Genomic DNA, 21637 nt, shown 5'->3' with positions numbered 1-21637 from the left:
TGAAACTCTAGTTCTTGGCTGGTGTCAGCGTGACCCTGTCCAGCACCAGCGTCGGCTCGACGCTCCTGGCTGTAAAGGTCAGACACAGGTCATGCCGGCCGCCACGCGGCGGCAGCACGCCCGACACGGCGCCCAGGCCCGGCCCGCGAGCGGCGGCGCCCAAGGGGATGGCGGCGACGACCTCGCCCGCGCATCCGTCCAGGCGCACTTCCAGTTCGCCGGCCGGCGTGGCCGGGGTCCGCAGCGGGATCTTGGCCTTGTCGGCGCCGATCTGGAAATTGAACGGGACCTGGCCGATGCGGGCGGTCAGCTTCAGGGCCGACGACAGGTCGGCGCCCTTCCAGACCCAGCACGGGTTCATCAGGTCGACCGCGAACACCGCCCGCTGACCGGTCACCGGCGCATCGTCTTCCAGCGACAGGTTGATGCCGTTGCCGCACACCTCCAGCTGGCGGCTGTCGCGGGTATTGGCGGCCAGCAGGCTGACGGGATAGTCGCGGACCCGGCCGAAACCCTGGCCGTCGAGGAACGTCCGAGCCCGGATCGTCTTGCCCGGCGCGACCCCGAGCGGGGCGTCGTAGAGCGGCGAGGCCGTCGTCGGGACGGCGCCGTCGGCGGTGTAGCGGATTTCTCCCAGGCCCAGGCCCGAGGCCAGCACCACCGAGACCTTGCCGCCTTCGGCCGGGGTCAGGGTCGCCTGGGGCTCGTACGGCACGGTGTCGTGAGCAACGCCCAGGGCGTCCAGCCGCGCCATCTCGGCCGGCAGGCGGGCGGCGAAGCTGTTCCAGTCGTGCTGGGCTGCGGGCGTCCAGCCATTCTCGGCCACGGCGACCAGGCGCGGGAAGGTCATCTTCTGCAGCCGCTCGTCGGTGCGCATGTGCTCGGTGAAGGCGGTGGCCTGCAGGCCCAGGATGTGGGCGCGCTGAGCTTGCGTCAGCGCGGCGGGCGCGGCGTCGAAGTCGTAGACGTCCTTGAGGCTGACGATCTTCAGCCGGCCGGGCGGCTCGTCGGCCGAGGCGCTCTGGCGGCGGTCCATGTAGAGCGTGCTGTCGGGGGCCAGGACGGCGTCGTGGCCCTGCGAGGCGGCGGCGACCGCGCCGTCGATCCCGCGCCAGGACATCACCGTGGCGTTGGGGGCCAGGCCCCCTTCGAGGATCTCGTCCCAGCCGATCATCCGCCGGCCGCGGGCATTGATGTGCTTCTCGGCGCGCTGGATGAACCAGCTCTGCAAGCCGTGCTCGTCCTTGACGCCCAGCTGCGCGATCCTGGCCTGGATGGCCGGACTGGCCTTCCACTGGTCCTTGACCGCCTCGTCGCCGCCGACATGGATATATTCCGACGGGAACAGGTCCATGACCTCGTCGAGGACGTCGTTCAGGAAGGCGAAGGTCTGGTCGTCGGTGTTGTAGAGGTAGGGAAACACCCCCCAGTCGCCCATGCTTTCGCGCGGTGGGTTGGGGGTCATGCCGTATTGGGGATAGGCGACCAGCGGGGCCAGGGCGTGGCCCGGCATCTCGATCTCGGGGACGACGGTGATCCCGCGCGCGGCGGCGTAGGCGACGAGGTCGCGCACCTGGTCCTGGGTATAGAAGCCGCCGTAGCGGATAGGCTTGCCGGTCTTGGGATCGCGGCCCGCCGCGCCGGCCGGGACGCGCCAGGCGCCCTCCGAGGTCAGCTTCGGGTACTTCTTGATCTCCAGCCGCCAGCCCTGGTCGTCGACCAGGTGCCAGTGCAGGACGTTGAGCTTGTGGACGGCCATGGCGTCGATGATCGCCCTGATCGTCTCCACCTTCTGGAAGTGGCGGGCGCTGTCGAGCATGAAGCCGCGCCAGACGAAGCGGGGGCTGTCGTCGATGCTGACGGCGGGCAGTTGGGCGGGCCCCTTGGCGGCGTCCTGCACGGCCAACTGCCAGACGCTGACCGCGCCATAGAACAGGCCGGCGCGCTTGGCGGCGGTGACGATGACGCCGGTCGGGCCGATGTCGAGAGCATAGGCCTCGGCGCTGTCGGCGACGTCGCCCCGCGCCAGGACGACACCTGCCTCGCCGGCGGGCCGCGGGCCCTCCACGACGGCGAGTTTCAACCCCCGGGCCCTGAGGATCAGGTCGGAAAGCTGGTGAGCCACCCCTTTGGCCTCGACATCGCCCTTGGCGACGAAGATCCGGGTCCTGGCGGTCAGGGCGAAGGTCCCTTGCCCCAGCTGGGCCTGGGCCGGCGCGGGGGTGAGGGTCAGGGCCGGAGACGCGGCGGCGGCGGCGGCGGCGAAGGCCAGCACGGCGGCGGACGCCATCAGCGCGCCCGCCTGGGCGACGGCTCGAACGAAGGACTTGGACGCGAGGATCATGTGAGGATGCCCGTCCGCTGACAGGCGGCAAAAAGCGGGCGGAGCGTTTGACCGCTCCGCCCCAGCTCCGTGCTTGCAGTCAGGAGGACTTGGGTCGCGATCGGCGGCGGCGGACAGGTCATGAAACGATCCTGAACCATGCCGCCCCCGATGCAACGATCTCTAGGAGGATGACGGGACCTCCGACCGGACGGTCGAAGGTCCCCGGTAAGCGACTAGAACTTGAAGCGGACACCGCCGAAGACCATGCGGCCGTTCTTGTAGATGCGGGCCGGACGGTTCTTGTCGTTGTCGTAGTTGTCGGTCTGCTTCTCGTCGGTCAGGTTGATCGCGTCGAGGCTGAGCGAGACATTCTGCGTCAGGTTGACGCTGGCCGAGGCGTCCAGCGAGGCGATCGAGTCCGACCACAGCTCACGGAAGCCGCGCTCGGCGTCGTAGTCGACGAAGAACTTGGACCGGTAGTTGTAGGACAGGCGGGCGCTGAAGCGCTCGTTCTCGTAATAGCCGCTGATGTTGTAGATGTGCTTGGAGCTGGACGGCACCGGCACGCCCGAGGTCGAGCCGGCGTCGGTGTAGGTGTAGTTGGCCAGCACGCCGAAGCCGTTCCACACGGGCATCTGGAAGTTGACCTCCAAGCCCTTGGTCTCGCCGCCCGGAACGTTGACCGGGCGACCGACGCTGTAGTTACAGGTGTAGAGGCTGGCGCTTTGCAGCACGCAGTTGTTGGCCGGGTTGGTAACCCGCGCGTCGTTCGGATCGTTCACCTGCAGCGGCAGCCGCTCGGTCGTCGCGCCCTGGACGATATAGGTCGAGATGTCCTTGTAGAAGAAGTCGACCGCCAGGATCGATTGCGGCGCGAAGTACCATTCCAGCGAGGCGTCGTACTGGTTGGCGCGGTAGGGATCCAGGTTCGGATTGCCGCCGCTGCCGGTCAGCAGGGATTCGGTCAGCGAGGTGAAGGCGGCCATCTGGGCGTAGTCCGGACGGGCCATGACGCGACCGGCGGCCAGGCGCAGGACCAGGTCGTCCCTCACGTCGAACGCGAAGTTCACGCTGGGCAGGATGTCCGTATAGTCCTTCTCGGCCGTGATCGGCGCGATCAGGCCGAACGGGTTGTTGATCGCCCCCGCCGTACCGGTGGGAACGCCCACCTGCCAGGCGCTGGTCTCGATCTTGGTCTGGACGACGCGGACGCCGACGTTACCGCGCCAACCCTCACCCTTCAGATTGCCCAGGAGGTAGCCGCCGAAGGTCTTCTCGTTGAACGTGAAGCTTTCCAGCGGCCCGAAGTGGTCGCAGTTCACCAGGCCCACGCAACCGCCGGTCTGGGCGCCGCCGATCGCGGAGTTCCACTGCGCCGCCTTGGGCAGGCCAGCATAGACCGCCTCGATCTTGTTCTTGTCGGCCATCAGATAGCTGCTGAGGACGCCCGCCCCCTTGATGCCGTCGAGATAGTCGCCCGGCGTCAGACCGCCGGCGACGTCGGCCAGCTTGCACGGGTGCGGCGTGGCGTTGCCGCCGCCGGTGCAGGCCGTGAGGCCCGGAGTCGTCCAGTCCAGCAACGCACGGCGCTGGCCGTAGGTCTGGACGACGTCGCGGTCGTGGTCGGTGTACTTCAGGCCGAACTTGACCGACTTGAAGGCGCCGGCGTCAAGGAACCGCTCGCCGTCGACGAAGGTGTAGAACTCGTTGTCGTCGTTGACGGTGGTGTTGGCCGAGGCCCAGCCCAGCGCCATTTCGTCGTCGGCGGTCGTCGGATTGATGTCGGTGAACGAAACCTTGGGCAGGCCGCCCGACAGGTCGTAGCTCAGGCCCGTGGCGGCGGCGGTTTCCCAGAAGGGCTGCAGGTCGGTCGAGCCCTTGGCGTCGGTATAGCCGATGCGGCCATGGAACTCCCACAGGTCCGACGGACGATAGGCGCCGTCCAGGTCGATCGAGCGGACATTGGTGTGGGCGATGCGGTCGATGGCGTCGAACACCACGCCCTGGCCGCCCGGCTGGTCGAAGTTGCCGGCGACGGCCGTGCCGTTGCTGACCTTGGTGATGTTGAAGTGCTCGGTCGGCGTCGTCGCCAGGGCGCCGATCTTGTTGCTGACCCACGCCATGTAGTTCTGGTTGAAGTTGTCGGCGTCCATCTTCGAATAGAGGCCGGTCAGGTTCACTTCGAACTTGTCGGTCGGGGCGAACTGGACCGCGAAGTTGGCGCCCTTGCGCTCGCGCGTCTGGGTGAACAGCGACGAGCCGATCAGGCTGGGCGCGTAGACGGTTTGGCCCGGAGTGATGCCGGTGATGTTGCCGCTGCCCGAAGCGGTGGTGACGGCCTGGTAGCCCAGGACCTCGATGCCGTCGCGACGGATGCGGCGCTTGTCGTAGATTCCGCCGACCAGGACGCCCAGGGTCTTGTCGTCATTGTGCCAGCTGAGCATGGCCGAGGCGGTCGGATCGGTGTTGCCCGACTTCTCGTCATGGAAGGCCTGCAGCGAACCGGAGACCGACAGCGGGGCCAGGTCGAGCGGCTTGCGGGTATGAACATTGACCGTGCCGCCCACGCCGCCTTCGTCGATGTCGGCCATCGGGCTCTTGAAGACCTCGACCTTGCCGACGATTTCCGACGGCAGCATCAGGTAGTTGAAGCTGCGGCTGGCCTTGAACTGGTCAAGAATGAACCAGTCGGCGGTGGCCACGGCGTGGCCGTTAAGCAGGGTGCGGTTCAGGGTCGGGGCGGTGCCGCGGATCGAGATCCGCTCGCCTTCGCCGAACTCGCGCTGGATGGTGACGCCCGGGACGCGTTGCAGCGATTCAGCGACGTTCTTGTCCGGGAACTTGCCGATGTCCTCGGCGGTGATCACGTCGATGACGGCGTCGGCGTTGCGCTTGGCCACGACCGAGGCCTGCAACGAAGCGCGGATACCGGTGACGACAACCTCTTCGACCTGGGTATTGTCTTGCGCGAAGGCCGGCATGGCCATGGCCACCGCCAGCGCGCTGGCGGATGCAGTCAGAATGGTCTTGTGGAAATTTCTCATACTCGGCTTCTCCCCTTTTTCCGGACCCTCGGGCCCGGAGCCGAACCCCAAGCCCAATCTGATACCAATTTTCTGCGGACGTCCGTAGAGTGCGGTACTTCTCGGGCCTCGGACGGGAACTGTGACGGAAATTTATCGGATGACAAGGCCAAAAAAGAACCAATTGCAGACCAGGTTCTTATTGGTACGGAAATGGTCATATGCTATCTCGGTGATCACGAGATGGCGCGGATTTGCGCGGGGGTGCCAGATTGACGATGTTTTCTGAAAGGATCGGAGGCCTGGACGGACACGGTCAGGATCACGCGCCGCTCTACAAGCAACTGCAACGCGCCCTCCGCGAGGCCATCCAAAAGAAGATCCTCTCGCCCGACGACGCCCTGCCGGCCGAGCGCGACATGGCCGAAGAGTTCAGCATTTCGCGGATCACCGTTCGCAAGGCGCTGGACGGCCTGGTCAGCGAAGGCCTGCTGACGCGCCGCCAGGGGGCCGGCACCTTCGTCGCCGCCCGGGTGGAAAAGAGCTTCTCGAAGCTGTCGTCGTTCACCGAGGACATGATCTCGCGCGGTCGCATACCGCGCAGCGAGTGGATCAGCCGGGCCGAAGGCACGGTCACCCCGGAGGAATCGCTGACCCTGGGCCTGTCGCCCGGTACGCCGGTCTATCGCTTCGCCCGCATCCGCTACGCGGACGGCGCCCCGATGGCGGTGGAGTACACCACCATCGCCGCCTTCGCCCTGCCCTCGGTCGACGTGGTCGAGACCTCGCTCTATGAGGCGTTGGAACAGACCGGCCATCGTCCGGCCCGTGCCCTGCAACGCCTGCGCGCCGTGCTGTTCGTGGCCGAGCAGGCCGACCTGCTGGGCGTGCCGGTCAAGGACGCCGGCCTGCTGATCGAACGCCGGGGCTTCCTGAAGGACGGCCGGACGGTGGAGGTCACCCAGTCCTATTACCGCGGCGACGCCTACGACTTCGTCGCCGAACTGAACGCCCTTTCCTGATCGAGGGAGCCTGATTGGGCCCCTCGCGCTTATCTGAAGGAACGCCCGTCTTGGAGGCTAACGTCTTGACCCGACCCGCACCCCCCGTCTCGCCTTCCACTGGGCCGGCGCGGCTGACGGCGGAATCGACCCGCATGTTCCTGGAAGCCGGCCAGGCCTCGCAAGTCGTCGCCACCCAGTTGGGCGCCAACGCCGGCCGGGCCCACAAGATCGCCGAACGCCTGCGCGCCAACCCGCCGCGCGCCGTGGTGACCTGCGCCCGCGGCAGTTCCGACCACGCCGCCACCTTCGCCAAATACCTGATCGAGACCCGCACGGGCGTGCTGACCTCGTCGGCCGCCCTGTCGGTCAGCTCGGTCTACGCCGCGCCCCAGGGCCTGGACGACGTGCTCTACCTGGCCATTTCGCAGTCGGGCAAGAGCCCCGACCTGCTGTCGGCGGTGCAAGCCGCCAAGGACGCCGGGGCCTTCACCATCGCCCTGGTCAACGACGTGAACTCGCCGCTGGCCGCCCTGGCCGACGAGGTTCTGCCGCTGCACGCCGGCCCCGAGCTGAGCGTCGCGGCCACCAAGTCCTACATCGCCGCCCTGGCCGCCATCGCCCAACTGGTGGCCGCCTGGACGCAGGACGCGGAACTGACCGCCGCGCTCTCCAGCCTGCCCGCCCTGCTCGCCGAGGCCTGGACCCTGGACTGGACCCCGGCCGTCGAACAGCTGAAGCTGGCCCGCAACCTCTATGTCCTGGGCCGCGGCGTCGGCTTCGGCGTCGCCCAGGAGGCGGCCCTGAAGTTCAAGGAGACCTGCGGCCTGCACGCCGAGGCCTTCAGCGCCGCCGAGGTGCTGCATGGCCCGATGGCCCTGGTGAAGCCGGGCTTCCCCGCCCTGGTCTTCGCCCAGAACGACGAGAGCCGCGAAAGCGTCGACGCCGTGGCCAAGGGCCTGGCCGAGCGCGGCGCCGACGTACTGCTGGCCGGGGCCGGCGGCTCTTCCGCGTCTTTGGGGGGCGCCGGCGTGCTGCCCGCCCTGGCCGCCCACCCGGTCGTCGAGCCGATCCTGATGATCCAGAGCTTCTACCGGATGGCCAACGCGCTGTCGGTCGCTCGGGGTTATGATCCCGACAGCCCGCCGCACCTCAACAAGGTCACAGAAACCGTCTGATGCAGCTTGTACTCGTCAATGGCCGCATCCTGACTCGGACTGGGATCGTCGAGGGCAAGGCCCTGGCGATCCGCGACGGACGGATCGAAGGCGTCTTGGACAGCGCTGACACGCCGCCAGGAACGCTTGATGGCGCACGCCGTCACGACCTGGATGGCGGCCTGCTGGTTCCCGGCTTCATCGACACCCAGGTCAACGGCGGCGGCGGGGTGCTGTTCAACGACGCGACCACCGTCGAGGCGATCGCCGCCATCGGCGCGGCGCACCGGCCGTACGGCACCACCGGCTTCCTGCCGACCTTGATCAGCGACGACCTGGCCGTGGTCGACGCGGCCATGCGGGCCGCCGAACAGGCGATCGAGGCCGGCGTTCCCGGCGTGCTGGGCGTCCACATCGAGGGCCCGTTCCTCAACGTCAAACGCAAGGGCATCCACGACCCCAGCAAGTTCCGCGTCCTCGACGACGAGGCCGTGGCCCTGCTGAGCTCGCTCAAGCGCGGCAAGACGCTGGTGACCCTGGCGCCGGAGACCACCACGCCGGACATGGTCCGCCAGTTGGTCGCGGCCGGCGTGACGGTCGCGGCCGGCCACACCAACGCCGCCTACGGCACGACGCGCAAGGCGCTGGACGCGGGCCTCACCGGCTTCACCCACCTGTTCAACGCCATGTCGCCGCTGACCAGCCGCGAGCCGGGCGTGGTCGGGGCGGCGCTGGAAAGCCAGAGCGCCTGGTGCGGCATCATCGTCGACGGCCGCCATGTCGATCCCGCCGTGCTGCGCATCGCCCTGCGCACCCGCCCGCTGGACCGCTTCATGCTGGTGACCGACGCCATGCCGACCGTCGGCATGATCGACAAGAGCTTCGACCTGCAGGGCCGGCATATCCGCGTGGTCGACGGCGTCTGCGTCGACGACCACGGCACCCTGGCCGGCTCGGACCTCGACATGGTCGGCGCGGTGCGCAACGCCGTGTCGATGCTGGGCCTGTCGCTGGAAGACGCCGTGACCATCGCCTCGCGCGCGCCCGCCGCCTTCCTGGGCCTGGCGGCCGAACGCGGGACCATCGCCGCCGGTCAGGCCGCCGACCTGGTGCTGCTGGACGACGACCTGCGGGTGCGGGAAACCTGGATCGGTGGGCGGACGGCGGCCTGACCGCGACCGCCCTTCCTGGATCGCCAAAGAAAAAGGCCGCCAGCGTGAGCTGGCGGCCTTCCTCGTCTCAGCCCGGCTCGGGGCTCGACGGCGCTACATCTTGTAGCGCAAGCCGAACATGATCGTCCGTCCGAAGTGGTTGTACTCGTAGTTGCGGTCCGCCTCGAGATCGGTGAAGCGATCGCGGTATTCGTCGGTCAGGTTGGTGCCTTCGAGGGAGACCTCGAATTGGTCATTCAGCCGGTAGCGCATCGAGGCGTCGACGTTGATCGAGCTGTTGTAGCCTTCGAAGACGTTACCGGTGTCGCTGGTCGCGTCGATGAAGCCGCTGCGATAGGCCGCCGACGCCCGGGCGCTGAACTTGTCGGCCTCGTAGTAGAGGGTGACGTTGAAGGCGCGCTTCGACAGGTCGAACAGGGTCGCGGTTTCAGTGCGCCTGACCAGGGTCGGGAAAGTACCGGTCGCGACGGTGGCTGGGCCATTGACGCCATAGTCGACGTTGGAGTCGACCAGCGTCAGGTTGGCGATGCCGCCGAAGTTCGACCAGAAGCCGGGCAGGAAGCTGAACGGTCCCTGGATCGCGAACTCGACGCCCTTCAGCGACGCGCCCTCGCCATCGATCGTCGTGGCGATCGTCCACGGCCGCCCTTCGGGATTGCCCGCCGCCGGCGAGCTGGCCAGGATCAGCGACAGCGGAAGCCCCGTCGACGCATAGGTGCCCTGGATCGACTGGGTCAGCGGGAAGCTGGCGATGTCCTTCTTGAACACGGCGATCGAGAAGATCGACTCGCGGGCGAAGTACCATTCCACCGAGGCGTCGTAGGCCGTGGCGCGGTACGGTTTCAGCTGCGGATTGCCCGAGGTGATCCGGTAGTTGAAACCATCCACCGAGCCGCCCGGGGTCAGGTTGCCCAGGTTGGGCCGGGTCATGACCTTGGCCGCCGAGGCGCGGACGATGATCTTGTCCGTCGGATACAGGGCCAGGTTGGCCGCGGGCAGCCAGTCCTCATAGGTACGATCGACGGTGACCGTCTGGCCGCTGTTGATCCCGATCGAGGTCTGTTCGGTCTTCACGTAACGCGTACCCGCGTTCAGCGCGTAGTCGAGACCGCCGATCTGGCTCTTCACGTCGAACTGCAGGAAAGCGCCAGTGTCCTTTTCGGTCACCGAACGGGTGTTGCCGGCCTGCTGGATCAGCGGACGGTTGTAGAGGTTGATCAGGGCCGTCGCCGCGTCCAGGTTGGGCGCCGCCCAGCTGGTCGTGGTGCCGGCCGGCGCGCCCGCGCCGGTCAGGGTGAAGTTCGTGGTCAGGGCCGAGGTAACCGGCGCACCGTAGGCTCCGGCCGCGCAGGTGAACGCGGCGCAATAGGTCGAGTCCCGAGCGCCTTCGCGCAGGTCCAGGTCGAACTGGCGGAAGACGGCGCCGGCCTTCCAGGTCAGCTCGTCGGTGATGGCCCAGTCGGCGTTGAAGCCCACCGTCTTGAACTTGTTGGTGTTGTTCGACGGACGGTCGCGGAATTCGGCGAACTGGAAGTTCGTCGGATCGCTGATGCTGGTGCCGAACGCCAGCACCGGCTTCTTCATGTCGGTATAGTCGTACTTGTAACCGGTCGCGTCGCGGTCATCGAAGATGATCGTCGTTTCGTACGGGATATCGGCATCGGACTTCGAGAAGCCGGCCAGAGCCTGCACCTTGAACTTGTCCGAGAACTCGTGGGTCAGGTTCGTGCTGAGCTGGTAGAAGGTGGTGTCGAGTTTCCGCTCGTAGTGCTCAAGCCGCACCCAGGCGTTGTCGAACGTGCCCTTGATGAGGTTGTTGTCGCCGTCGATCGTGTAGTCGCGGACGCTGATCGAGCGCTCGTTGGAGCGGAACAGGACCTCGGCCCACTTCTCGTTGCGGACCGCCTTGTACTGCGAATACAGGCCATCGACCGACAGCTTGGTGCGGTCGGAAGGCGCGTACTGGAAGCTGCCGGTCAGACCCAGGCGCTCGCGGTTGTGGGTGACTTGGCCATAGCGCGGGATACGCGGGTGGAAGGCCAGGGCGACTTCGTTACACGCGACGCTGGGCACGTAGGTCCCGCCGCTGTTCTGGGTGGTGAAGCAGTTGGTTCCGCCCACCTTGTTGAAGCGGGCCTGCGACCACCGCACGGTGTTGTTGGTCGCCTCGATCTGCTCCTGCTTGGAATAGGCGCCCGAAACCGACGCGGCCCAGACGCCGCTGGGGTGGCGATAGCTGAACAGGCCGGCCAGACGCGGCCCGAACTTGTCGCTCAGGTCGTTGTACTGGGCCTGGGCGCTGAGCGCCAAGGTGACGCCGTCCTTGCCGGCCAGCGGGTTGCCGGTGTTGAGGTCCACGACCGCGCCCAGCGAGCCCTCGTCGAGCGAAGCCTCGGCGGTCTTGTGCACGACCAGCGAGCTGAACAGCTCCGAAGCGAAGACGTTGAAGTCGAAACCGCGCTCGCGGTTGGCGCTGGCGCCGTCCGAGGTGGTGGCGACCGCTTCCATGCCGTTGACGCGCACGCGGGTGAACCGCGAGCCCAGGCCGCGCACCGTGATGGCGCGACCTTCGCCGCCGTCACGGACGATCGAGATGCCGGGGATGCGTTGCAGCGACTCGGCCAGGTTCTGATCGGGGAACTTGGCGATGTCTTCGGCGACGATCACGTCGACCGAACCGACGGCGGTCCGCTTCACGTTCAGCGCCGCGTCGAGCGACTTGCGGAAGCCGGTGACAACCACTTCTTCGACCGCGGTGTTGTCGGCCGGAGCCGCGGCTTCCTGCGCCATCGCCGCGCCGGACGTGAGCAGCGCCATGGCGAGAGCGCCCGACGACACGCCGATTTTGAGCGCGCGCGCGCGCCCCTTAGAGACCTGAGACAATGGTTCCTCCTCCCGTAACCACATTCTTCTGAACGATGCTCTCGCATCGCCCGGCCGAGTTGCGTTCGCGCTTCCTTCCCGCGCGACCGTTCCAGGCCGTCATTTTTGACACCGGTGTCACATCCAAAGATGTTGTCCTGACACCGGTAGCAATGTCACCGGTACCAAATGAAACCATCGGCCACAAGGTGGGCTTTGGGTCGCAAGGCATGGCGATGTCGCAATCGTGTCGTTTCGGTCACATGGCGCCGGAGCCAGGTCTCAGGCCCAGGCCCAGGCCCAGACTCAGGCGTCGTCGATCCGACGCTGGCTGACCTTGTTGAGCCCGTCGATCACCGCCCGCCTCTGGTCGGGGGTCAGGCCGCTGGCCCGCAACAGGCGCAGGGCGTTGATGTGCACGTCGATGGCATCCCAGCGCCAGACGTCCGCCTCGGCGCAGTTGTCCACCAGGGCGCAGAACGAGATCGCCGCCTGGTCCACGCACGAGCCGGGCAGGAAGCCGGAGACGTCGATGATCCGCAGGGCCAGAGCGTAGAGGTCCTGATAGGCCTCGCCGGCCCGCGTGGCGGCGGCCGGCTTGCCGAACCGGCCTTCGATCTCGGACAGGGCGGCGTCGAGCACGGCCAGGGACGGGGCGCGCAGCGGCTCCAGCGCCGTGTCGGCGGCCGCCAGGGCGTCCTTGGCCATCTTGCCGCCGCTGGCCTTGATCAGCATCGACAGGCGGTTGGGCGCCCGGAACTTGCGGACGACGCTCATAGCTTCACCTTCGAAGGCCGCATGAGGCCGTTGATCTGTTCCTGGGACATGTTGTCGCCGGCCAGGTCGCTCAGGTCGCCGCGCAGGTCGTCGCGGCGGCGGCCCTCGACGCCGATCGGCGGGCCCTCGTTCTTGAACCGCCGGTCGGGGCCCAGATAGCTGTCGCACTCGATGAACTGGCGCTCTTCCTTGGCCGCCCACAGGATGCGCTCCAGCAGCACCTTGGGGGTGATCGGCTTGGCGACGGTGAAATTGGCCCCGGCGTCGCGCGCCTTGAACACCTGCGATGGCGGCGTGTGGCCGGAGACCAGGATCACCGGCACGTAGCGGTTGGCTTCCAGGGCGGCGCGCCGCAGCCATTTGACCAGTTCGTAGCCGTCGACGCCGGCCATGTTGGTAGCGCTGATGATCAGGTCGAAGGCCTTGTCGCGCAGGTGCAGCTGGGCCTCCCTGGCCGAGTCCGCGCGTTGCAGCGTCTTGACGCCGAAGCCCGACACCACCTGGGCCAGGAGATCCAGCGAAGGGGCGCTGTCGTCGACGATCAGCACGCTGACCTTGTCGAGGTTGATGCGTGTGGAGGCCTGGAGCATTTCACGCATCACCGGCCCTCCTAGAAGAAGTCGAGCTCGCCGGCCTCGGCGTTCCAGCCCTTGTGCTGCTCGGCGTCGCGCAGGCGGACCACCAGGTCGGCCAGGCCCAGGCCCTCGAGCAGCGGCTCGATCGCCATGTTCCACTCGCCCGAAGCATGCTGTCCGATGCGGGTCAGCACGTCCGACAGGCCGTGCAGGCGCTGGCTCAGCTCGTCCAGGGCCTGCAGGCGGGACAGGTTCTCCAGCGCCGCGCCGCCGCTGGCCAGGTCGCCGGCGATGTGTTCGCAGTCGCGGCAGATCATCGCCGCCGCCGACAGCTCCGCCGCCAGCCGACGCGACAGCTCGCCCACGGCGAGCTGGCCCGGAGCGGCGCGTTGGGCGGCGAGAGTATCGGACACGAGGCGCGGCTGGGCGGTCATGAGGTCAGAACAGCTCCAGGTCGCCGCCGCTGGGGGCAGGCGCGGGTGCGGGGCGACGGACTTCGGTCGGGGCGTTGTCGACGGCGACCAGGCGCTGGCGAACCCGGCCGGAAGCCGGCCAGAACTCGACCCGCCGGGCCGACAGGCCGCCGGTGCTGGACGAGACGATCGGGATGCCCTCGTCGCGCAGGAAGCGTTCGGCGAACTCGGCGTTGCTGGCGCCGACGTCCGAGAGGCCGTCGAACAGCTTGCCGCCGCCGAAGATCTTGGCCTCGAGACGGTCGCGCCGGGCGCCCTTCTTCAGCAGGCCGTTGATCAGCAGCTCCATGGCGTAGGCGCCGTAGCGGACGGCGTCGCCATTGTCGTTGTTCTTGCGGCCGCCGGTGTCGGGCAGCAGGAAGTGGTTCATGCCGCCGATGCCCGTGGTCGGGTCGCGCAGGCACGCGGCGATGCACGACCCCAGGACCGTCGTCATCACCACGCTGGGGTCCGACGACACGTGGCTTTCGCCCTGGGTGACGTGGATCTTGACCGCTGGCCCGGAGTCTTCCGCGTGAGGGTCGCGTGGGTTCATGTCAGTTGCCCGAAGACTTGCTCGATCTTGTCCCGCAGGCCTTGGACCGTGAACGGCTTGACGCAGTAGTTGTTGACGCCGAACTGCACGGCGCGCTGCACGAGTTCGCGGTCGGCCCGGCCGGTCAGCATGACGAAGGCCGTCTGCCGGATCGGCGGATGCGAACGCACGGCGCGCAGCAGGGCCAGGCCGTCCATCTTCGGCATGTTGAAGTCCGAGATGACCAGGTTGGCCGGCTTGGCCAGGAGGTTCTTGAGGGCCTCCTCGCCGTCGGGCGCTTCACGGATGTCCTTGAAACCGATCTGCTGCAACGCGTTGCGGATCAGCGCCCGCATGGTCAGCTGGTCATCGACGACGAGAACGGAAATGGTGCTTGCTTGGGGCATGGGTTCATCGCCTCGCGGAGGCCAGATCGAGAATGGTTTGGCCCATGGAGGACAGGGAAGCCTGCTTCTCCACCGCGCCGAGTTCAAAGGCCGTACGCGGCATGCCGTAGACGACGCAACTCTGCTCGTCCTGGCCCACCGTGCGGGCCCCGGCCTTGCGCATGGCCAGAAGGCCCTGCGCGCCGTCGCGGCCCATGCCGGTCAGGATCGCGCCGACCGCCTTCTCGCCGACGGCCTGGGCCACCGAGTTGAAGAGCACGTCGACCGAAGGCCGGTGACCGCTGACAGGGTCGCCCTGGGTCAGGCGGCACCTTAGACCGGCCGAGCGGACGATTTCCAGATGGGTGGCGCCGCCCGGAGCGACATAGACCTTGCCGGGCTCCAGCAGGGCGCCGTCGACGGCTTCCTGCACCTTGGCGCCGCTGGCCCGGTCGAGCCGGGCGGCGAAGCTGGCCGTGAAGGTGGCCGGCATGTGCTGGGTGATCACCGTCGGCGGGCAGGTCTCGGTGAACTGGCTCAGGATCGACAGCAGGGCTTCCACCCCGCCGGTCGACGAGCCGATCGCCACGATGTCGCCCGAGGGCATGTAGTCCTTGCGGCGCACGGCCGGCGCGCCGTCGGCCTTGGTGCGGACCGAGGCGCGGGCCGCGGCCTTCACCTTGACCGCCACCTCGTTGAGGGTGTCGGCGGTGTTGGTGGCGATCGTCGGCTTGGCCACACAGTCGACCGCGCCCAGTTCCAGGGCCCGCAGGGTCATCTCGGCCCCGGCCTGGGTCAGACTGGAGACCATGACCACCGGCATCGGCCGCAGGCGCATGATCTTCTCGAGAAACTCGATGCCGTTCATGTTCGGCATCTCGATGTCGAGGGTGACGACGTCGGGATTGAGGGCCTTGATCATGCCGCGGGCCTCGAACGGGTCGCCGGCGGCGCCGACCACCTCGATGTCCGGGTCGCGATTGAGGGCGGCCGTGATCAGGCCCCGCATGGTGGCGGAGTCGTCGACGACGAGAACACGTATCTTGGCCATCAGCGCCCCGCCTTGCGATAGGCGGTCAAGCCGGCGCTTTCAAAGGCCGTGACCGAAGCGCCGACGCGCTCGGAATGGCCGACATAGAGCTTGCCGCCCGGGGCGACCAGCGGCGCGAAGCGCTGCCAGACCCGCTCCTGGGTGGGTTCGTCGAAATAGATCACCACGTTGCGGCAGAAGATGGCGTCGAACGGACCCTTCATCGGCCAGCTGGGGCCGTTGAGGTTCAGCTCGCGGAACGCGACCATCTGACGGGCGGCTTCACAGACGCGGAAGCTGCGGCGGTCGCTGGCGTCGCGCTCGAAGTACTGATTGCGCATGTTGGCGGGAATGCCTTCGAGGAGTTGCTCCTCATAGACCGCCGCCCGGCCGGTCGCCAGCACGTTGGTGTCGATGTCGGTGCCCAGGATGCGGATGTCGAGGTCGGCCGCGTTGGGCCACACCGACAGCACCGTGAAGGCCATCGAATAGGGCTCCTGACCCGACGAGCAGGCCGCCGACCACAGGCGCAGGCGGCCCCCGGCCCGGACCTTGTCGGCCATCGGCTCCAGGATGTTGGCGCGCAGGTCGTCGAAGTGGTGCGGCTCGCGGAAGAAGCGGGTGACGTTGGTGGTCAGGGCCCGCAGCATGTTCTGCTGCTCGTCGACATTGCCGTCCTGGGCCACGAACGCGCAGTACTCGCTGAAGGTCTTCAGACCCAGGGTGCGCAGGCGCTTGGCCAGGCGCGAATAGACCAGCGTCGCCTTGCTGTCGGGCAGGCTGATGCCGGCCTGATCGTACAGCAGGGCCGCGATCCGCTTGAAGTCGGCGCTCGTGAAGGCGAACTCGCCGTCGACGAGGGCCTCGCGGCGATCGGTGAAGGAGCTTGAGGACGTGGTCATCTAGGCGGCCAGGGCCTCGCGTTCGGGAAGCAGGCGGTCCAGCGAGATTTCGCTGATCATCCGGCCTTCCAGGGAAATGATGTTGCGCACGAAATGTCGGACGTTTTCGCAGGCGATGTCGGGCGTCGGCTGGCAGAGGTCGTCGGTGATCGACAGGATGTCGGACACCGCGTCGACCAGCAGGCCCACCGTCCGGTCGCCGGCCTGCACGACGATGAATACGCTGCGCACGCTGGGCTCGGTGGTCGGCATGCCGATGCGGCAGGCCAGGTCCATGATCGGCAGCACCGCGCCGCGCAGGTTGATGACGCCGCGCATGTAGGCGGGCGACTGCGGCAAGGTGGTCGCCGGGCTCCAGCCGCGGATCTCGCGCACGGCCATGATGTCCACGCAGTATTCCTGCTCGCCCACGCGGAACGAGATCAGTTCGCGGGTCTCGGCGCTGGAGTTGGAGTGGGGTTCGGTCATCGGGCTATTCCGCGGCGATGAGGGTGGGGTCGGACGGCGACGGCGGGCCGCGTCGGCGCAGGTTGATCACGGCGTCGACGTCGAGGATCAGGGCCACGCGGCCGTCGCCCAGGATCGTCGCGGCGGCGACGCCCTCGACCTGCTGGTAGTTCTGCTCCAGCGACTTGATGACCACCTGGCGCTGACCGTGGATGGCGTCGGCCACCAGGGCGGCGCGCGAGCCGTCCTCGCCCTCGACCAGCAGCACCACGCCCTCGGTCGGCGGCGGCGACTTGCTGCGGTAGTTCAGGGTCAGACCCACGTCGATCAGCGGCACGAAGCTGTCGCGCACCGCCAGCACCGAACCGGTCGGGCCCAGGGGCCGGATTTCCTCGGCCTTGGGCCGCAGGCTCTCGACGATGCAGGCCAGCGGAATGACCAGGGTCTCGCCGGCCACGTCGACCACCATGCCGTCGAGGACGGCCAGGGTCAGGGGCAGGCTGAGGGTGAAGGTCGAGCCCAGGCCCGGGCGCGAGGCGATCGAGATGCGGCCGCCCAGCGCCTGGACGCTGCGCTTGACCACGTCCATGCCGACGCCGCGCCCCGAGACGTCCGAGATCTTGTCGGCGGTCGAGAAGCCCGGGAGGAAGATCAGGTTGTCGATCTCCTCGTCGGTCAGGGTGAGGTCCGGCGAGATCAGGCCCTTCTTGACGGCGATCGACAGCACCCGCTCGCGGTTGATGCCGCGGCCGTCGTCCTGGACCTCGATGACGATCCGGCCACTGCGGTGCAGGGCCGCCAGGCGCACCACGCCTTCGGGATTCTTGCCGGCCGCCTTGCGCTCCTCGGGGCTTTCCAGCCCGTGGTCGATGGCGTTGCGCAGCATGTGGGTAATGGGATCGGCCAGACGCTCGATGACCGTCTTGTCGACCTCGGTGTTCTCGCCGTCCATCACCAGGCGGGCCTGCTTGCCCGTCATGTTGGCGACTTCGCGGACCAGGCGCGGCATGCGCTGGAACACCGACTTCACCGGCTGGGCGCGGATGGCCATGACGCTGTCCTGGATCTCGCGGGTCAGCTGTTCCAGCTCATCCAGACCCATGGCCAGGTTCGAGGACGGGGCGATGCCGTACTCGCCGACCCGTTGGGCCAGCATGGCCTGGTTGATGACCAACTCGCCGACCAGGTCGATCAGGCGGTCGATGCGCTCGGGGTCGACGCGGATCACCGACTGGCCGGGACCGGGCACTTCGATCTGAGCCGGCTTCGCGGCGGGGGCCGCGGCCGGGGCGTTGGCGGCCACCGGCGGCGTCGCGGGAACCGGAGCCGAGACGGCGACCGGCGCGGGCGGCGCGACTTCAGCCACCGGCGCGACGGCGATCGGCGCTTCAACAGGCGCGGCGGGTTCGGGGAGGGCGACTTCCATCAGGCTGGCCAGCACGTCGGCGACGGGCGCCTCGCCGCGGGTGATTTCCAGCTCGCAGTCGCCGTCGACGAATTCGAAGACCTCGCGGATGGCCTCTTCGCCCTGCTCGGTCTCGAGCCGAACGCTCCAGGTGACATAGGCGGCTTCGGCGTCGAGGAATTCCAGGGTCGGCAGGGCGCTGTCGTCCAGGGTCGCCTGGATCGGGCCGAGACGCGCGAGCTCGCGCAGCAGCAGGCCGGTCTCGTTGGCCTTGCGATAGAGGTCCGACTTCGGACGGATCGAAACCGTCCAGACGTTGTCGAGCACGGCCACGTCGGCGGCTTGCGCGTCCAGGCTGATGGTCATCGGCTGGAAGTCGAAGCCCAGGTCGTCGTCGTCCATGCCGTCGTCACCACTGATGACGATCGGGGTGAAGCCCTCGAATTCGGGCGCGTCCTCCACCGGCGCGGCGGCGACGGCGGCGGCGCTGGGATCGGTCCAGGCCTTCAACTCGGCGGCCATGGCGGCCGAGGCGTCCATGTCCACCATGCCCAGGCCGCGGGCGGCGCTGACATGGTCGGCCAGCACGTCCGAAGCGCGCAGCAGGACGGCGGTCAGGTCGGCGGTGCCGGGAATCTCGTTCGAACGCAGCGCGTCGAGCAGCGTCTCGAACACGTGGGCGAAACGCACCAGCGGCTCGAGGCCGAACGCCCCCGCCCCGCCCTTGATCGAGTGCACGGCGCGGAACACGGCGTTGACGGTGTCGCCATCGTCGTTGCCGTCCTGCATGGCCAAGAGCCCGCCTTCAAGATCGGCGAGGAGTTCCTCGCATTCCTGAAAGAAGGTGACCTTGATGGCCTCTAGCTCGTCCATTCCCCGACTTCCTACAAAGCGCCCTGGTGGTTAGCGGTCGATCAGGCCGCGACGCGGCGGATGGCTTCGACCAGCTTCTCGGGGTTGAACGGCTTGACGATCCAGCCGGTGGCGCCGGCTTCACGGGCTCGCTGCTTCTTGCTGGGATCGCTTTCGGTGGTCAGCACCAGGATCGGGATGGCGCGATAGTCGTCGTCGACCCGCACCGCCTCGATGAAGCCGAAGCCGTCCAGCTTGGGCATGTTGATGTCGGTGATGATCACGTCGGGGCGGTGGGCGGAGAGAACCTCCAGCCCGTGTTCGCCGTCGACGGCTTCGACGACATTGAACCCGGCGCCGGAGAGAGCCATGCGCAGCATGTCCCGCATCGTGCGTGAGTCATCGACCGTGAGGACAGTACGCGTCACGATGCAGCTCCTTGGTAATCCGCCGGGAACAGCGCCCCTTCGGCGCCGAACAGACGGGTGGTTTCAACAAAGGCCTCGGAAGGGGCCGTGATCGAAAAGGGCTTGCCGTCTTCCGCCCAGGCCTTGCGGGCCGCGAGCAAGACCTGCAGGCACAGGCCGCCGAGCCGGCGAACCTGGTCGGCATGGACTTCGATGTCCTGACCCCGACGCTCGACGAACGCCTGCTTGAGAGGACCCGAAGCCTTGAGATCAAGGGTTTCGGGCAAGGCGATCGCTGTCGTCATCAGAACTCCTCCCAACCGTCGCTGGCCGGGGCTGCGGCGGTGGCGGCTCCGCCACGACCGGGTCGGGCGAAGGTGTTGAGGCGGGCGCGCTGCTCGGCCACGGGATTGTGGGCCGGTGCGTGGTAGGCGGGGTCGGCCATCTGCGGACGCTCGTAGGACGCCGTCTGCTGGCGGCCGTCGCCCACCCGGAAGCGACCGATCAGGCGCACCAGCTCACCGGTTTCGCCCTTCAGCGAGTGGGTGGCGGCGGTCGACTGCTCGACCATCGCCGCATTTTGCTGAGTCACCTGGTCCATCTGGTTGACGGCGGTGTTGACCTCGTTGAGGCCGGTCGCCTGTTCGGCGGCCGAGGCGGCGATCTCGGTGACCAGGGCGTCGATCTCGCCGACCTTGGTGACGATCCGCTGCAGGGCCTCGCCGGTCTGGCCGACCAGGCTGACGCCCTGGCTGACCTGCTGGGTCGAGGACGAGATCAGGGTCTTGATCTCCTTGGCCGCTTCGGCCGAGCGCTGGGCCAGGGCCCGCACTTCCTGGGCGACGACCGCGAAGCCACGGCCGGCGTCACCGGCGCGCGCCGCTTCGACGCCGGCGTTGAGGGCCAGCAGGTTGGTCTGGAAGGCGATCTCGTCGATGACGCCGATGATCTGGTTGATCTTCTTGGACGAGTCTTCGATCGCGCCCATGGCCGACACGGCCTCGTGCACGACCTGGCCCGAATGGGTGGCCTCGCCGCGGGTGCTGGAAACCACTTCCGAGGCCTGCTTGGCGCCGCTGGCCGTCCGGCGGACGGTGGCGGTCAATTCGTCCAGGGCGGCGGCGGTCTCTTCCAGCGAGGCGGCCTGTTGCTCGGTGCGGCGCGACAGGTCGTCCGAGGCGTGGGCGATTTCGTCGGCGCCGGTGCGCAGGCCATCCGTCGAGGCCGCGATGACCTTGATGGTTTCCTGCAGTTGGGTGATGGCGGCGTTGAAATCGTCCTTCAGCTTGCGGTACTCGCCGGGGAAGTCGGCCTGGACGCGGAAGGTCAGGTCGCCCTTGGCCAGGTGCTCCAGCGCATCGGCCAGCGACGACACCACCAGGGCGTTCTCGCGGGCGGCGGTGGCGGCGGCCTCCTCCTTGGCGCGACGCTCGTCGGCGGTCAGGGCGGCGGATTTCTCCTGCTCGGCGCGTAGTTGCTCAAGGTGCAGCTGGTTGTCGCGGAACACCTTCAGCGAGCGGACGATCGCGCCCAGCTCGTCGCCCCGGGTCAGCTTTTCCAGGTCGATGCCGTTGTCGCCCTGCGATAGCTTCTCGGTGGCCCCGGCGATGTCGCCGATCGACTTGCGGGTGGTCATCACGGTCATGAAGGCCAGGCCGGCGACCGCGCAGAGCGTGATCAGCGACATGACGATCGTCGCGCTCATCGCGGCGGCGGCTTCGGCCTGACGCTTGGCGGCCTGCTTGGTGGCGCGGCCCGCGGCGTCATCGACGACCGTCTGAAGTTGGGCGGCCATCTTGACATAGGTGTCTTCGAAGCTGCCGGCGAAGCTGTTGGCCATGCCGATGTCGACGTCGATCATGCCGCTGACCGTGTCGATGGCGCTGCGGCATTCGTCGAGCGACTTGACCAGCGAGGCGATCTTGGGGCGTTCAGAGGCGGGCAGGCGAGCCGAGAGGCCCTTGGTTTCCTTGCCCAGGGCGTCGAACTCGGCGAGCAGCTGGGTGATGCGCGGCCCGGCCGCGGGCGCCATCGGATCGGCCTTGGAGGCCAGGATCTGATAGAGCGCGCCGTGCGCCTTGGTGATGCGGCGCGACAGCGACTGAATATCGCTGTTGATGCGCATGTCCTGTTCGACCACCTGCTTGAGCGCGGCCGACTGGCTCTTCTGGACGATGATCGCCCCACCGGCCATCAGGGCCAGCATCAGAAGCGCGAACGCCGGCGCGAAGCCGATTTTGATGATCAATGGAAGATCGACGAGCCGGAAGCGCTTCATCGGATATGTCCCCTCTTGCGGCGGGCCGTGCGCACGGATCGCCAACTTCG

18 protein-coding genes are annotated in these 21637 nt (G+C 67.8%); 3 read left to right on the top strand and 15 right to left on the bottom strand.

The genetic code is table 11. The features are described from left to right. Positions 1–7: 7 nt before the first annotated feature. Both ASD79_RS02185 and ASD79_RS02180 read right to left on the bottom strand, forming a co-directional pair. Positions 8–2344: a family 20 glycosylhydrolase gene (locus tag ASD79_RS02185; RefSeq protein ID WP_082584771.1), complete on the bottom strand. Its 2337-nt coding sequence runs from the start codon at positions 2342–2344 to the stop codon at positions 8–10. A gap of 215 nt (positions 2345–2559) precedes the next feature. Next, positions 2560–5370: a TonB-dependent receptor gene (locus tag ASD79_RS02180; protein WP_056719411.1), complete on the bottom strand. Its 2811-nt coding sequence runs from the start codon at positions 5368–5370 to the stop codon at positions 2560–2562. Between the two features lie 257 nt (positions 5371–5627). On the opposite strand from ASD79_RS02180, the gene ASD79_RS02175 reads away from it, so the two are divergent. From ASD79_RS02175 to nagA, 3 genes are all read left to right on the top strand, one after another. Further along, complete coding sequence (locus ASD79_RS02175; RefSeq protein WP_056719410.1) at positions 5628–6371, top strand: GntR family transcriptional regulator; 744 nt, start codon at positions 5628–5630, stop codon at positions 6369–6371. A gap of 134 nt (positions 6372–6505) precedes the next feature. Next, on the top strand, positions 6506–7528 hold the full coding sequence (locus tag ASD79_RS02170) for an SIS domain-containing protein (protein WP_235524324.1): 1023 nt from the start codon (positions 6506–6508) through the stop codon (positions 7526–7528). Beyond that, positions 7528–8679 carry an N-acetylglucosamine-6-phosphate deacetylase gene (gene nagA, locus ASD79_RS02165; protein WP_056719408.1) on the top strand — a complete coding sequence of 384 codons (1152 nt, stop codon included), beginning with the start codon at positions 7528–7530 and terminating at the stop codon, positions 8677–8679. The genes ASD79_RS02170 and nagA overlap by 1 nt, the downstream gene beginning before the upstream one ends. A gap of 93 nt (positions 8680–8772) precedes the next feature. On the opposite strand, the gene ASD79_RS02160 is transcribed toward nagA, so the two are convergent. From ASD79_RS02160 to ASD79_RS02100, 13 genes are all read right to left on the bottom strand, one after another. After that, positions 8773–11496, bottom strand: coding sequence for a TonB-dependent receptor (locus ASD79_RS02160; RefSeq protein WP_235524298.1), 2724 nt, complete (start codon positions 11494–11496; stop codon positions 8773–8775). A gap of 351 nt (positions 11497–11847) precedes the next feature. Then, positions 11848–12318 carry a hypothetical protein gene (locus ASD79_RS02155; protein WP_056719406.1) on the bottom strand — a complete coding sequence of 157 codons (471 nt, stop codon included), beginning with the start codon at positions 12316–12318 and terminating at the stop codon, positions 11848–11850. After that, positions 12315–12917, bottom strand: a complete 603-nt coding sequence (locus tag ASD79_RS02150) for a response regulator (protein WP_056719405.1) — start codon at positions 12915–12917, stop codon at positions 12315–12317. The genes ASD79_RS02155 and ASD79_RS02150 overlap by 4 nt, the downstream gene beginning before the upstream one ends. A gap of 11 nt (positions 12918–12928) precedes the next feature. After that, positions 12929–13327: a hypothetical protein gene (locus ASD79_RS02145; RefSeq protein ID WP_056719404.1), complete on the bottom strand. Its 399-nt coding sequence runs from the start codon at positions 13325–13327 to the stop codon at positions 12929–12931. Positions 13328–13331: 4 nt separating this feature from the next. Further along, on the bottom strand, positions 13332–13901 hold the full coding sequence (locus tag ASD79_RS02140; protein ID WP_056719403.1) for a chemotaxis protein CheD: 570 nt from the start codon (positions 13899–13901) through the stop codon (positions 13332–13334). After that, entirely contained in the window at positions 13898–14287 is a 390-nt protein-coding gene (locus tag ASD79_RS02135; protein WP_007675655.1) for a response regulator, read from the bottom strand. Before ASD79_RS02135 ends, ASD79_RS02140 begins: the two co-directional genes overlap by 4 nt. Before the next feature lie 4 nt (positions 14288–14291). Continuing rightward, entirely contained in the window at positions 14292–15317 is a 1026-nt protein-coding gene (locus ASD79_RS02130; protein WP_056719402.1) for a chemotaxis response regulator protein-glutamate methylesterase, read from the bottom strand. Then, on the bottom strand, positions 15317–16198 hold the full coding sequence (locus ASD79_RS02125) for a protein-glutamate O-methyltransferase CheR (RefSeq protein ID WP_056719401.1): 882 nt from the start codon (positions 16196–16198) through the stop codon (positions 15317–15319). Before ASD79_RS02125 ends, ASD79_RS02130 begins: the two co-directional genes overlap by 1 nt. Beyond that, on the bottom strand, positions 16199–16666 hold the full coding sequence (locus ASD79_RS02120) for a chemotaxis protein CheW (protein ID WP_056719400.1): 468 nt from the start codon (positions 16664–16666) through the stop codon (positions 16199–16201). Between the two features lie 4 nt (positions 16667–16670). Then, positions 16671–18923 carry a chemotaxis protein CheA gene (locus ASD79_RS02115; protein WP_056719399.1) on the bottom strand — a complete coding sequence of 751 codons (2253 nt, stop codon included), beginning with the start codon at positions 18921–18923 and terminating at the stop codon, positions 16671–16673. A 41-nt stretch (positions 18924–18964) separates the two neighbouring features. Beyond that, a complete protein-coding gene (locus ASD79_RS02110; RefSeq protein WP_012284373.1) occupies positions 18965–19330 on the bottom strand; it encodes a response regulator in 366 nt (121 codons plus the stop codon). Beyond that, on the bottom strand, positions 19327–19614 hold the full coding sequence (locus ASD79_RS02105) for an STAS domain-containing protein (RefSeq protein WP_056719398.1): 288 nt from the start codon (positions 19612–19614) through the stop codon (positions 19327–19329). The genes ASD79_RS02110 and ASD79_RS02105 overlap by 4 nt, the downstream gene beginning before the upstream one ends. Next, positions 19614–21587: a methyl-accepting chemotaxis protein gene (locus tag ASD79_RS02100; RefSeq protein WP_056719397.1), complete on the bottom strand. Its 1974-nt coding sequence runs from the start codon at positions 21585–21587 to the stop codon at positions 19614–19616. Before ASD79_RS02100 ends, ASD79_RS02105 begins: the two co-directional genes overlap by 1 nt. Positions 21588–21637 lie beyond the last annotated feature (50 nt).

It is taken from the genome of Caulobacter sp. Root655, assembly GCF_001427665.1.
GTDB lineage: Bacteria > Pseudomonadota > Alphaproteobacteria > Caulobacterales > Caulobacteraceae > Caulobacter.
Note: the sequence above shows the minus strand (reverse complement) of the source record. Positions and strands in the feature narration are given on the sequence as shown.

Coding starts and splice junctions, on each gene's coding strand:
- ASD79_RS02130 (WP_056719402.1), bottom strand. CDS start 15,317: ATGGCCAAGATACGTGTTCTCGTCGTCGACGACTCCGCCACCATGCGG.
- ASD79_RS02185 (WP_082584771.1), bottom strand. CDS start 2,344: ATGATCCTCGCGTCCAAGTCCTTCGTTCGAGCCGTCGCCCAGGCGGGC.
- nagA (WP_056719408.1), top strand. CDS start 7,528: ATGCAGCTTGTACTCGTCAATGGCCGCATCCTGACTCGGACTGGGATC.
- ASD79_RS02100 (WP_056719397.1), bottom strand. CDS start 21,587: ATGAAGCGCTTCCGGCTCGTCGATCTTCCATTGATCATCAAAATCGGC.
- ASD79_RS02150 (WP_056719405.1), bottom strand. CDS start 12,917: ATGCGTGAAATGCTCCAGGCCTCCACACGCATCAACCTCGACAAGGTC.
- ASD79_RS02160 (WP_235524298.1), bottom strand. CDS start 11,496: ATGGCGCTGCTCACGTCCGGCGCGGCGATGGCGCAGGAAGCCGCGGCT.
- ASD79_RS02120 (WP_056719400.1), bottom strand. CDS start 16,666: ATGACCGAACCCCACTCCAACTCCAGCGCCGAGACCCGCGAACTGATC.
- ASD79_RS02145 (WP_056719404.1), bottom strand. CDS start 13,327: ATGACCGCCCAGCCGCGCCTCGTGTCCGATACTCTCGCCGCCCAACGC.
- ASD79_RS02155 (WP_056719406.1), bottom strand. CDS start 12,318: ATGAGCGTCGTCCGCAAGTTCCGGGCGCCCAACCGCCTGTCGATGCTG.
- ASD79_RS02180 (WP_056719411.1), bottom strand. CDS start 5,370: ATGAGAAATTTCCACAAGACCATTCTGACTGCATCCGCCAGCGCGCTG.
- ASD79_RS02115 (WP_056719399.1), bottom strand. CDS start 18,923: ATGGACGAGCTAGAGGCCATCAAGGTCACCTTCTTTCAGGAATGCGAG.
- ASD79_RS02140 (WP_056719403.1), bottom strand. CDS start 13,901: ATGAACCCACGCGACCCTCACGCGGAAGACTCCGGGCCAGCGGTCAAG.
- ASD79_RS02125 (WP_056719401.1), bottom strand. CDS start 16,198: ATGACCACGTCCTCAAGCTCCTTCACCGATCGCCGCGAGGCCCTCGTC.
- ASD79_RS02175 (WP_056719410.1), top strand. CDS start 5,628: ATGTTTTCTGAAAGGATCGGAGGCCTGGACGGACACGGTCAGGATCAC.
- ASD79_RS02105 (WP_056719398.1), bottom strand. CDS start 19,614: ATGACGACAGCGATCGCCTTGCCCGAAACCCTTGATCTCAAGGCTTCG.
- ASD79_RS02135 (WP_007675655.1), bottom strand. CDS start 14,287: ATGCCCCAAGCAAGCACCATTTCCGTTCTCGTCGTCGATGACCAGCTG.
- ASD79_RS02170 (WP_235524324.1), top strand. CDS start 6,506: ATGTTCCTGGAAGCCGGCCAGGCCTCGCAAGTCGTCGCCACCCAGTTG.